This is a genomic window from Pseudomonas sp. SLFW (assembly GCF_009905615.1).
GTDB classification, from domain to species: domain Bacteria; phylum Pseudomonadota; class Gammaproteobacteria; order Pseudomonadales; family Pseudomonadaceae; genus Aquipseudomonas; species Aquipseudomonas bambusae.
In genome coordinates this window covers 1-12,165 of sequence record NZ_JAAAKW010000014.1, presented here as the reverse complement: position 1 = coordinate 12,165, position 12,165 = coordinate 1, and the positions used below count along the sequence as shown (strand labels likewise).

The following is a 12,165-nucleotide window of genomic DNA, read 5'->3' as shown; positions in this document are numbered from 1 at the left end:
GACATGCCCCTCCAGAACCCGGTAAGCCCCTCAGCGACTCCGGTGTTCTGGCGGGACGCGCAATTGCCTTTCATCGAAGCCCGCTCCATCGCCGATGGCCGTAAGGTCTGCTATTCCCGGCACTCCCACGACGTGTTTTCCATCGGTGCGATCACCTCCGGGCACAGCACGTACCTGCACGAAAAGACCTGCCAGACCATCAGCACCGGCACCGTTGTGTTGATGAACCCTGGCGACGTGCATGCCTGCAACCCGATCGACGACCAGCCTTGGTCGTACATCATGTTTTACGTCGATGCGCAGTGGTTGGGCCGGGTGCAGCAGGCGTGCGGGGTCGAGGGGTTTCGGGCGATTCCGGCCATTTCCAGTGCCGATCCTGTACTGTTCACGGGGTTGTTGGCGCTGCACCGGACCTTGATCGACCCGACGCTGGACTCGCTGGAGAAACACGAAGCCGCCGTCGCGTATTTCACCCAGATGCAGCAACGGCTGGGCGGGACCGATGTGCCGTTGAAGAAGGTCAATCTGAAGGTGGAACGCGCTGCGCAGTACATCAATCAGCACTTTCTTCGGGCGATCCGGCTGGAGGAAATCTGCCAGGCGGCGAACGTGTCAGAGGCCTATCTGATTCGCGCCTTCGAGCAGCATTACCACATGACGCCCCACGCCTATCTGATCAACCGCCGCGTCCAGCACGCCCAGGCGCAAGTGCGTCAGGGCGACACCTTGGCCGACATCGCCCAGCAGAGCGGCTTTGCTGATCAGGCGCACTTTCAACGGGTGTTCAAGAAACACCTGGCGGCGACCCCGGGTCAGTACCGTCAGTGATCAGACGTACAGCAGTGACACCGCACACCCGGCCAACAGCGCCGACATGCTCCGATTGAACAGGCGAATCCGTCGAGGGCTGCGCAGCCAAGGGCCGAGAAACGCCCCGGCATAGGCCCAGCAGCCGACGGACAGGTAGCAGACCACGAAGTAGATCAGCGCAAACAGCCCGATCAGCCGCGCCTCTCCGTCCGCCACGAACGCCCCCATTCCCGCCACTGCCGCGAGCCAGGCCTTGGGGTTGAGCCATTGCATCGCGGCGCCGTGCCAGAACGAGGGGGCGTGAGTGGGTTTGTCGAGGTTCAGGTGACCATCGTCCATCGCCAGTTTCCAGGCGAGGTAGATCAGAAACGCCATCCCGGCCCAACGGATCAAATCGGTCAGCACGGGGTATTGGCGAAGCACTTCGTGCAGGCCAAACCCGGTGAACACCAACAGCACGACAAAGCCCACCGTCGCGCCCAGCACGTGCCGCAGACTCGCCCCCAAACCGAACTGCGCCCCGGAACTGAGCGCCACGACGTTCACTGGGCCGGGGGAAATTGACGCCGCAAGGGCAAACGCCGCCATGGAAATCATCAGGTTCATTACCGCCCTTCTCCGTTCAATGAATGAGCGCAGACAGTAACGGGTGGGGTTGGGGGCGGTATTGAAGAAAACTGACCAGTGCCTGCCATGCTCACCCGTGTGAGGTCCGACTCCTACGGCCTTCGGCCAGAATCAAACGCGCGGGTCTACTGCGGTTAATCACTCGCCTGCGACAACGGTCGAGCGACGTCTTCCAACGATTTGCGCTCGGACGCCACGCCCCAGATCGCCTGTACCGCCGCCGCCAGCAACATCAACGCGGCGCCGATCAGGTAACCGATGAACACCGGCCCCCGCTCATGGCTGTCGATTAACTCGCCAAACAGCGTCGGTCCGACAATCCCGCCCAGCGCGGTGCCGAACGCATAGAACACCGCAATCGCCAGCGCACGGATTTCCAGCGGGAAGGTTTCGGCCACAGTGAGGTAAGCCGAACTGGCCGCTGCCGAGGCAAAGAAAAAGATGATCATCCAGGCAATGGCTTGCTGGGTGACGTTGAGCACGCCTTGTTCGAACAGGTAGCCGCTGATGCTCAGCAGCACGGCCGACACCGCATACGTCAGGCTGATCATGACCCGCCGCCCTACCACGTCAAACAGCCTGCCCAGCAGCAACGGTCCGCAGAAATTCCCCAGTGCCAGCGGCAACACGTACCAGCCAATCGACGCTGACGGCACCTGATAAAACTCGGTCAGCACCAACGCATAGGTAAAGAAGATCGCGTTGTAGAAAAACGCCTGCGCGGTCAGCAGCGTCAGGCCGACCAATGCGCGCTGGCGATAGGTGTTGAACAGCGTGTCGAAGATTTCCCGTAACGGCGTGTGATCCCGCGCATGCAGGCGCAGTTTTTTTCCACTCGGCTCAGGCAGGTCATGGCCTTGCTCACGAAAGCGCGCTTCGATGCCTTCGACGATGGCTTTTGCTTCTTCGGCCTGGCCATGGATCAGCAACCAGCGTGGGCTTTCTGGCAGCCACAGGCGCATCAGCAAAATCACCAGCCCGAGCAACGCACCGATGCCGAAGCACAAGCGCCAGCCCAGGTCGCCGCCGATCCAGCCAGGGTCCAGCAAAATGATCGAGCCGCCCGCCCCGAGCGCCGCCCCGATCCAGAAGGTGCCGTTGATGGTCAGATCGACCCAGCCGCGAAACCGCGCCGGGGTGAATTCCTGGATGGTCGAATTGATCGCCGTGTATTCGCCACCGATGCCCATCCCGGTCAGGAACCGGAACAGCATGAAGCTCCACAGGCTGAACGAAAACGCCGTGGCGGCCGTGGCGCAGATGTAGAGGGCCAGGGTGATGAAGAACAGCTTGCGTCGCCCAAGGCGGTCGGTCAGCCAACCAAAAAACAGCGCCCCCAGGACGGCGCCGCAGATGTAGGCGCCACCCGCCAACCCAATGTCGGCGTTGTTCAGGCGCAGCACCGGGCTCTCTTTCAGCGCCCCTGATACCGACCCAGCCAGCGTGACCTCAAGACCGTCGAGCAGCCAGGTGATGCCGAGGGCAAACACCAGCAATGTGTGGAAACCGCCCCACGGCAAGCGGTCCAGACGCGACGGAAGGTCGGTTTCAAACACCCTGCCCTTGGCCTGCTCCGCTGCTGAATCGACGCTCGCGACGGTCATGGTGAATCCCTGCTCCACAGATCGGGATGATCTGAGGGTGAGAGTTCGGGGGCCGGACAGGAGTTCAGCGAATTGCCGGACCGGCGCCGGGCCCCTGCCGTAACCGTTGTGAGAGACACCCACAAAAAAGCCCACCAGATGGTGGGCTTCCCTGGTTCAGCGCAATCTCACAGATTGAACACCGTCACCAGCTTGGTGTTCAGGTACGCCTCAATGGCCTCGGTCCCGCCTTCCGAACCGTAGCCGGAATCCTTGATCCCGCCGAACGGCACTTCCACCAGACCGATGCCCTGATGGTTGATCGACAGCATGCCAGCCTCGATCCGGGTGCTGAGGATGTGTGCGGTTTTCATCGAGGTGGTGAACGCATACGACGCCAGACCAAACGGCACGCGGTTGGATTCTTTTACCGCGTCTTCAACGGTGTCGAACGGCACGATCAGCGCGACTGGCCCGAACGGCTCTTCGTTCATGATGCGCATCTCGGTGGTCAGGCCGCTGAGCACCGTCGGCTGGAAGAAATAGCCCGGACCGTCGACCGATTGGCCGCCGGTGTGCAGTTTGGCGCCTTTGTCAGCCGCATCCTTCACCAGCGAGGTCAGGGCCGGGGCACGACGTTCGTTGGCCAACGGCCCCATGGTCACGCCCTGTTCCAGACCGTTGCCCACCTTCACCTCATGGGTCAGGCCCACGAACTTCTCGATGAACTGCTCATAAACGCCACGCTGCACGAGGATACGCGTAGGCGACACGCACACCTGGCCCGCGTTACGGAATTTGGCGCCTGCTAATGTGCGGGCTGCGAGGTCCAGGTCCGCGTCATCGAACACCAGCGCCGGGGCGTGACCGCCCAGTTCCATGGTGGCGCGCTTCATGTGCTGACCGGCCAGGGCGGCCAGTTGCTTGCCCACCGGGGTGGAACCGGTGAAGGTGACTTTCTTGATGATCGGGTGCGCGATCAGGTAGCTGGAAATCTGTGCCGGATCACCAAAGACCAAGCCGATCACACCTGCCGGCACGCCTGCGTCAATGAAGGCGCGGATCAGCTCGGCAGGCGATGCCGGGGTTTCTTCAGGGGCCTTGACGATGATCGAGCAACCGGCCGCCAGCGCGGAGGACAGTTTGCGCACGACTTGGTTGATCGGGAAGTTCCAGGGAGTGAAAGCCGCGACCGGACCCACCGGCTCCTTGATGACTTTCTGCTCGACGGACGCGTTGCGCGACGGCACCAGACGGCCATAGGCGCGGCGGCCTTCTTCAGCGAGCCAGTCGATAATGTCAGCAGCGGCCAGGGTTTCCATGCGCGCTTCGGCCAGTGGTTTGCCCTGTTCCTGGGTCATGATGCTGGCGATATTGTCAACGCGCTCGCGCAACAGGTTCGCGGCTTTCTGCATGATTTTGTAGCGGTCATAGGCCGGGGTGCTGCGCCAGGTTTCGAAACCGCGCTCGGCTGCGGCGAGGGCTTTGTCCAGATCGGCAATGTCGGCATGGGCGACAGTGCCCAGGGTGTCGCCGGTGGCCGGGTTGATGACCGCGAGGGTGCGACCGTTTTCACTGGCGCGCCATTGGCCGTCGATATAAAGCTGAACGTCTGGGTACATGAGAAAACTCCGGATGCGCCATCACGAGGCGTGGCAATGGAAATAGCGTGGCGGACAAACTTACAGGCATATGCCTTGAACGATCAAGGCGAATTCATAAGATGTCTGACGAGGAAGGTCTAGCCGAGTTGCATCAACTGCTGCGCATACGCCTGAAGCACTTCGCGCTGCATCACGAAACTGGCGTACTTGCCTTCACGCACAGTAGAAATCAGCCCCGCGCGCTCAAGTTCTTTTGTGTGATGGGACACGGTCGCCGCGCTGACGGGGTGGACCTTGAGCAGCGCGGCGCAAGGCACGGCCTCTGTGGAGGCACTGATCTGAAGCAGAATCTGATAACGCCGACGGTCGGCGAGCGCCCTGGAAATCAGTGCGACTTGTTGGTCGGTCAATGACAATTGATGTGCCGTGCTCATGAAGATCGTTACACCCCAGTTGAAACCTCCTTGTCGAGACTTCTTATTGTGAGAGTCGTCGCCCCGGACATGACCGACTCCCGATGAAAAACAAGTGTCAGTTGAGACGCCAAACAGCATATCAAGGTTCAGTCTCGACAGAATAAGCGCGTTGCGCACACCCGCGAAGTATTTTCTGGCATTCTGCGCGCCCTTTTCTTACAGGTCATGCAGCCAACTCAATCCAATTTTTTGTACACAATTTTCGTAATAATTGTTTTTAGATATGTGGACATGTTGTAGAGTCGAAAACCTGACCTGCTAGACAGATTTTGTGTACAGGTTCGGACTGCGTCACTTGCAAAGCCCACGACCGAATAAAAACAATTGGCAGGCTAACCATGACCACACCTCAAAGCAGTTCCCCTTCGCGCCCGACCGCCAGAAAAACCGACCTGATTTACGGGCTCAACGACCGCCCGCACTTCACGGCCGCGATCTTCGCCGCACTGCAACACGTGCTCGCCAGCTTCGTCGGCATCATCACCCCGACCCTGATCGTCGGCGGCGTGCTGGGTCTGGACAGCGAAGTGCCCTACCTGATCAGCATGGCGTTGTTCGTGTCCGGCCTCGGCACGTTCGTGCAGGCCAAACGCTTCGGCCCCATCGGCTCGGGCTTGTTGTGTTTGCAAGGCACCAGTTTCTCCTTTCTCAGCGTGATCCTCAGTGCCGGTTTTCTGGTGAAAAGTCGCGGAGGTGGCACCGACGAAATCCTCTCGACCATCTTCGGCGTGTGTTTCTGCGCCGCGTTCGTCGAGGTGGTGCTGAGCCAGTTCATCGGCAAATTGCGCAAGCTGATCACTCCGGTGGTGACCGGCACGATCATCACACTGATGGGCCTGTCATTGCTCAAAGTGGCAATGACCGACATGGCGGGCGGCTTCGGCGCCACGGACCTTGGCTCGGCCGCCAACCTCGGACTGGCCGCACTGGTGCTGGTCACGATTGTGGTCCTCAACCGTTTCAATATTCCGCTGCTGCGCCTGAGCGCGATCATCATCGGGCTGACGCTGGGCTTTCTGGTGGCGTGGTACATGGGCCGGATTGATTTCGCGCACATGCCGCAGGTGCCGGTGATGAGCATTCCGGTGCCGTTCAAGTACGGCTTTTCCTTCGACCTGCTGGCATTCATCCCGATTGCGGTGATCTTTCTGGTCTCCCCGTTGGAAGCGGCGGGCGACCTGACGGCCAACTCGATGATTTCCCAGCAGCCTGTGAGCGGCCCGGTGTACATCCGCCGGATCAAATCGGGTCTCCTGGCCGACGGCCTCAACTCGGCCATGGCCGCGACGTTCAACAGCCTGCCGATGGTGACGTTCGCCCAGAACAACGGCGTGATCCAGCTGACCGGCGTGGCCAGCCGTTACGTGGCGTTTTTCATCGCCGGGATTCTGGTGCTGCTGGGCCTGTTCCCGATCATCGGCGCCGTGCTGCAATTGATGCCAAAGCCGGTGCTCGGTGGCGCGACGCTGATCATGTTCGGCACCGTGGCAGTGGCCGGGATCAAGATTCTGTCCGAAGCCGGGCTGCATCGGCGCAACATGCTGATCGTGGCGATTTCACTGGGGATGGGCCTGGGTGTGGCGGCGGTGCCTGAAGTCCTGCGCGAGTTGCCAAAGGCGCTGCACAACATCTTCGAATCGCCGATCACAGTGGGCGCCTTCTGCGCGATCCTGCTCAACATCTTTCTGCCGGAAGAACATAGGGAAGACGAGGTCACCGAGTTCGACCCGGAAGCCTCGACGATGAAGGTGTTGCAAGACCCGTCAAAAGCCCCGGAGACAGAACCTCTCTCGCCACACGCGGTCGCACAGTTGGAACGCTAGGCTTAACTGAGCGGGAGCCCTCTCCCGCTCTGCCTCGCCACTGGAGTCCCCAATGCCGCTACGCCCAATCCGTTCGCTGTTCGCCTGCCTGCTGATTCTGGCCTTGAGCGCCTGCGCGCTGTTTCCCAATCGCGATCCGCTGAACATCAATGTGGTAGGCATCGAACCGCTGCCGGGTCAGGACCTGGAAATTCGCTTCGCCGTCAAACTGCGCCTGCAAAACCCCAACGACGTCGACATTCCCTATGACGGCGTGGCGCTGAACCTCGATGTTAACGGCAAGCTGCTGGCGTCCGGCGTCAGTGACCAAAAAGGCACGATCACGCGGTTTTCTGAAGGTGTGCTGACTGTACCGGTGACCGTATCGGCCTTCGCCGCGCTCCGCCAGGCGGTGGGCCTGACCGAACAACAGCGTCTGGACAATCTGCCGTATGAACTGCACGGCAAACTGGCAGGCGGCCTGTTCGGGACCATGCGCTTCTACGACAGCGGCACGCTGAGCCTGCCGCAACCGGCGAGCGGGAGCTGGTAAGCGCTCCTCAATTGAGCGCTGAGCCCAGGCTTCAGCGCGGCAGCAATCCAATCGACCGATAGTCATCGACGATGGCGTCATACAGCGAGATGTCCGCCCGCCCCCGGGCGCTCAACTGCGCACCGGAAATGCCAGAGAAAATCGAAAAGGCTCGCCGTTCGGCACTGGCCTCATCCACAAGACCGGCCAACACCAGCATCTTGCTCAGCCACGCCACGTTGACGTCTGCGAACACCTGCACCTCGGTCTGCACATTCGGCGGCAGGTCGTCGTATTCGGACGCCATGAAGCTGCACATGCACATGCGGTTCCCCGTTTCCAGCGCCACGCGGAAGGTGCCGGGGTAGCGGCGAAGGCACTCGACAGGGTCTTCCAGCTCCGCGTACATCGCGTCCAGCGCGGCGCCCGCGTCTTCCCAATAACGCCTGGCAACCGCCACGCCCAGGTCCGCCTTGCTCGGAAAGTGGTGATACAGGCTCGCGGCCTTGATCCCCACTTCGGTCGCCAGGTCACGGAAATTCAGGCCGTTGTAGCCGTGCGCCTGCCCGGCGAGCCTGGCAGCCGCCAAAATTGCTTCACGAGAATTGATGCTCATAGCCGTCTCCACTGATCAGCCGCCACGTTAACAAAAAAGCCTACCAACTGCTAGGTATAGGCTTGACAGCCTTGTGTAATGACGCCTAGCATCTGCCCTACCAAGTGATCGGTAGGAATATCCCGGCGATCATATCCTTGTTGAATCTCATGGGAAACATGACTGTGAAAAATGAAATCACTTCATCCGACGCCACACAACTCGCCAGCCTGATCCGCAATCGTGAACTGTCTTCAGTCGAGGTCGTGAAAGCGCACCTTGATCGCATCGAAGCGGTAAACCCGAAAATCAACGCCATCGTGACCCTCAACGTTGAAGGCGCACTGGCCGCAGCGGATCAGGCGGACAAAGCCCTCGCTCGCGGTGACGCCACCGGCCCGCTTCATGGCGTTCCCTTCACCGTTAAAGACGCGCTGGACACCGCGGGCATCCTGACCCAGCGCGGCTCGCGTTTCTTCGCCGGTAACGTGCCGACTCAAGACGCTTCCACCGTCGCCCGTCTGAAAAGCGCAGGCGGCATCATCCTCGCGAAAACCAATCTGCCGGAGTTCTCCACCTGGACCGAATCCGACAACCTGCTCACCGGTCGCACCAACAACCCGTGGAATCTGGACCGCACGCCGGGCGGCTCGTCCGGTGGCGAATCCGCCGCCATCGCTGCGGGCATGTCGCCGCTGGGCATTGGCAGTGACGTCGCCATTTCGGTCCGTGGCCCGGCCGCCTTCACCGGCATCGCGGCGTTGAAAGCCACCCACGGCCGCATTCCTTACAGCGGTCACTTCCCAACCGTCACTTCGCAATGGTGGCACGTCGGTCCGATGGCCCGAACCGTGCGCGACGTAGCCCTCGCCTACTCGCTGCTCAAAGGCCCTGATGGCGCTGACGGTTATGCCGTGCACGCGAAAACCGCGATCGCCGATACGGCGCGCATTTCCGGGCAAACCATTCGTGTGGGTTGGGTATCGGACGCGGCGTTCGGCCCGGTCGATCCTGAAATCACCGCCGCCGTGAAAGCCGCCGCGTCACAACTTGCGGCCCTCGGGTGCGACGTCGAGGAAGTCACGCTGCCGTTCCTCGACGATCCGCTCTCCCCGCTGATGCTGATGGTCTACGCCGAACTGGCCCCGGAAATCCGCAAACTGGCCAAAGGTCGCGAACACGATCTGCACGCTGTAGGCCAAGGCATCTACGATTCGCCGGACCCTTCGTTCACTGACTTCAACGCCGCCTTGCGCAAGGCCGAAGCCCTGCGTTCAGCGTTCGCCGCGTGGTTCGATCAGTACGATGTCCTGCTGTGCCCGGTGACCCCGATGACCGCCACGCCGCATGGCGCGCAAGAACTGATCGTCAACGGTCAGACCGTCTCGTGGCTGCACGTGATGAGCGCCACTTCGGCGTTCAACCTGACCGGCCTGCCCGCGCTGTCGGTGCCGTTCGCCTTGAGTTCCGAGCGCCTGCCGATCAGCGTCCAACTGGTCTCTCGCTGGTTGAACGAAGACGTGATCCTGCAACTGGGTGCGTTGCTCGAACGTCGTGGTGGTCTGGGGGATACCTGGCCGAGCCTGTGACTCAGGCGCTGCGCGTATAACGCGCAGGTGAACGTCATCCTTCAGCAATCACGTTGAAGCCCACCGCCTGGGACGCACTCGATGCTCCCAGGCAATTTCATTTCACGCCTGACAGGCGCCTTGAACACACGCCTTATATTTAATGTGTAATATCATGCCTGTCGCTGATGACTCACCCCTCCATTCGCGTTCGAAAACTAAACCTTGTCCACTGCTCAGGAGACCGGAATGTCAGACCTCGGTAACCCCTCTCCATCGCTCGTCCGCCCTGCCAGGGCGTTCGCATTTCCTTTGCTGGCCACGGTGCTGTTCGCTTACTTTTTTGCAGCCAGCACCCCTTCACCGCTGTTCGTCGTATTCCAACATCAGTGGGGGTTTTCGTCCGGCCTGTTGACCGTGGCGTTTTCCGCCTACGCCATCACCCTGCTGGTCGCCCTGCTCAGCGCGGGCTCGCTGTCCGATCACATTGGCCGCAAACCGGTAATCGTCGGCGCGCTACTGCTGCAGACGCTGGCGATGGTGCTGTTCGCCTACGCCGGTGACATCCAGCAATTGATCTTCGCCCGCTGTCTTCAGGGCCTGGCGACGGGGATTGCCAGCGGCGCGTTGTCCGCCGCCGTGGTCGAAGCCGCACCCATTCATCAGAAAAAGGCGGGTGCCTTGTTCAGCAGCATCGCGCCTCTGGCCGGGTTGGCGACGGGCTCATTGATCACCGGGCTGTCGATGTACTGGATTGGCCATCCAGAAGTGACCGTGTTCGTCGCACTGGCGGTGGTGTTTCCGCTGGCCGCAGTGGGCGTTGCCCGCGTGCCGGAAACCTCAAGTCGGCGGGCGGGCGCCCTGGCGTCGTTGATGCCTCGCGTGTCGGTGACGCCTCGCGCCCGGAGTGCCTACGTTCGAAGCGTGCCATTGTTGCTTTCGATCTGGGCGCTGTGCGGGCTGTACATGTCGTTGGCACCGTCGATCCTGCACGGCGTGTTTAAGGTCGACAGCGCCGGGCTCAATGGCCTGACCGTCGCGGCGCTCTGTGGCCCGGCAGCCGTGGCGGCTGCGGTCATGGGCCGCCTGTTTTCCCCGTCGTTGTGCGCGGCGCTGGGAGCACTGGGCATCGTCATGGGGCTGGCGATCCTCATTGGCGCGCTGTCATGGAGCGGTGTGTTGCCGTTCTTCGTAGGCACCGTGGTGGCGGGCATCGGTTCGGGCGCCGGGTTCTCGGCGGTCCTGCAAACCCTGGCGCCGTTGGCCGATGCCCATGAGCGCGCAGAATTGTTCGCGGCCATTTTCGTGGCTTGCTACCTGTCGCTCAGCCTGCCGCCGATCATCGCCGGCTTCGGCGTGGGGCACTTCGGCCTTTTCGACACCAGCCTCGTGTATCTGACGGCGCTGCTGATCGTCGCCCTGATCACCGGCGTCGTTCATTGGCGGCATCATCGCCATCCAGACTGAAGCCTATACCGGCTCGGTTGATTGACGCTGGGCCTGGGCTTCCTCCCGAGCCTGGGCAGGGCCTGACCAGGCAAAAAAAGCGCAGTCACGGACTGGCCCTGACTGCGCGTTCTCTCGCTCCCTCCTACCCGATCAATCCATCACAGATGAATCGCCTTGCCCAGTGCCCGCAGGCACGCCTCCTGCAAGGCCTCGCCCTGGGTCGGGTGCGCATGCACCGTCCCCGCCACATCCTCCAGCCGCGCACCGGTTTCGATCAACAGCGCGAACGCTGCCGACAATTCCGATATGCCCGCGCCCACGCCTTGTAGACCCAGCAGCAGGTGGTTGTCCGCCCGCGCCACAACGCGGATGAAGCCGTCCTCGCGTTCGGTAGTCATGGCACGGCCATTGGCCTGAAACGGAAAACTGGCGTTGAGGATGTCGATCCCCTGCGCCACCGCTTCACCCGGCAACAGGCCCACCGTGACGATTTCCGGGTCGGTGAAACACACCGCCGGGATGCAGCGGCGGTCCCATTGTGTTTTGTGCCCGGCGGCGATTTCCGCGACCATTTCGCCTTGCGCCATGGCTCGGTGCGCCAGCATCGGCTCGCCGGTCACGTCGCCGATGGCGTACACCCCGTTCATGGACGTGCGGCAGGTGTCGTCAATCTGGATGAATCGCCCGTTCATGCGCAGCGACAGTTTTTCCAGCCCCCAGCCTGTGGTGCGTGGCGTGCGGCCCACGGTGACCAGAATCTTGTTGGCCTCCAGCGCCCGCTGGCCAGTGGGAGTGTCCACCAAAAGCCCGCCGCCCTCCGTCAACCCCACCGCTCTGGATTCGGTCAAGACCTCAACGCCCAGTGCCGCCAGGCGCGCGGACACCGGCGCCGTCAGGTCCTTGTCGTATTGCGGCAGGATGCGCGCGGTGGCCTCGACCACCGTCACCTTTGCCCCTAACTTGACGTAGGCCGTGCCCAGTTCCAGACCGATGTAGCCACCGCCCACCACCACCAGCCGCTTGGGAATCTCTGCCAGCGACAGCGCTTCGGTGGACGAAATGACCGCTCCCGCGAACGGCAGCGTCGGCACTTCCACGGGTGTCGAACCGGTGGCGATG

11 protein-coding genes are annotated in these 12,165 nt (G+C 61.8%); 5 read left to right on the top strand and 6 right to left on the bottom strand.

The genetic code is table 11. The features are described from left to right. Positions 1-3 precede the first annotated feature (3 nt). Positions 4-828: an AraC family transcriptional regulator gene (locus tag GVN17_RS21660; RefSeq protein WP_166597300.1), complete on the top strand. Its 825-nt coding sequence runs from the start codon at positions 4-6 to the stop codon at positions 826-828. Here GVN17_RS21660 and GVN17_RS21655 read toward each other — a convergent pair whose 3' ends face one another. From GVN17_RS21655 to GVN17_RS21640, 4 genes are all read right to left on the bottom strand, one after another. After that, positions 829-1,416: a LysE family translocator gene (locus GVN17_RS21655; RefSeq protein ID WP_166597299.1), complete on the bottom strand. Its 588-nt coding sequence runs from the start codon at positions 1,414-1,416 to the stop codon at positions 829-831. A 155-nt stretch (positions 1,417-1,571) separates the two neighbouring features. Further along, positions 1,572-3,041, bottom strand: coding sequence for an MFS transporter (locus tag GVN17_RS21650; protein ID WP_166597298.1), 1,470 nt, complete (start codon positions 3,039-3,041; stop codon positions 1,572-1,574). A 167-nt stretch (positions 3,042-3,208) separates the two neighbouring features. Next, the gene (locus GVN17_RS21645; RefSeq protein WP_166597297.1) at positions 3,209-4,642 is read right to left on the bottom strand and encodes an NAD-dependent succinate-semialdehyde dehydrogenase; all 1,434 of its coding nucleotides are present in this window, start codon (positions 4,640-4,642) and stop codon (positions 3,209-3,211) included. Between the two features lie 119 nt (positions 4,643-4,761). Then, positions 4,762-5,058 carry a helix-turn-helix transcriptional regulator gene (locus GVN17_RS21640; protein WP_166597296.1) on the bottom strand — a complete coding sequence of 99 codons (297 nt, stop codon included), beginning with the start codon at positions 5,056-5,058 and terminating at the stop codon, positions 4,762-4,764. Between the two features lie 380 nt (positions 5,059-5,438). Here GVN17_RS21640 and GVN17_RS21635 point away from each other — a divergent pair, with 380 nt between their 5' ends. Together GVN17_RS21635 and GVN17_RS21630 are read left to right on the top strand one after the other, a co-directional pair. After that, positions 5,439-6,923 carry a nucleobase:cation symporter-2 family protein gene (locus GVN17_RS21635; RefSeq protein ID WP_166597295.1) on the top strand — a complete coding sequence of 495 codons (1,485 nt, stop codon included), beginning with the start codon at positions 5,439-5,441 and terminating at the stop codon, positions 6,921-6,923. A gap of 52 nt (positions 6,924-6,975) precedes the next feature. Beyond that, positions 6,976-7,455, top strand: a complete 480-nt coding sequence (locus GVN17_RS21630; protein ID WP_166597294.1) for an LEA type 2 family protein — start codon at positions 6,976-6,978, stop codon at positions 7,453-7,455. A gap of 31 nt (positions 7,456-7,486) precedes the next feature. Here GVN17_RS21630 and GVN17_RS21625 read toward each other — a convergent pair whose 3' ends face one another. Then, complete coding sequence (locus GVN17_RS21625) at positions 7,487-8,050, bottom strand: TetR/AcrR family transcriptional regulator (RefSeq protein ID WP_166597293.1); 564 nt, start codon at positions 8,048-8,050, stop codon at positions 7,487-7,489. 158 nt (positions 8,051-8,208) lie between these two features. Between GVN17_RS21625 and GVN17_RS21620 the strand changes: the two genes are divergently transcribed. Continuing rightward, on the top strand, positions 8,209-9,618 hold the full coding sequence (locus tag GVN17_RS21620) for an amidase (RefSeq protein WP_218576350.1): 1,410 nt from the start codon (positions 8,209-8,211) through the stop codon (positions 9,616-9,618). Between the two features lie 228 nt (positions 9,619-9,846). Then, entirely contained in the window at positions 9,847-11,064 is a 1,218-nt protein-coding gene (locus tag GVN17_RS21615) for an MFS transporter (RefSeq protein WP_166597292.1), read from the top strand. A gap of 140 nt (positions 11,065-11,204) precedes the next feature. Here GVN17_RS21615 and GVN17_RS21610 read toward each other — a convergent pair. Further along, a partial coding sequence (locus GVN17_RS21610; RefSeq protein WP_166597291.1) for an NAD(P)/FAD-dependent oxidoreductase occupies positions 11,205-12,165 on the bottom strand: 961 nt, incomplete at its 5' end.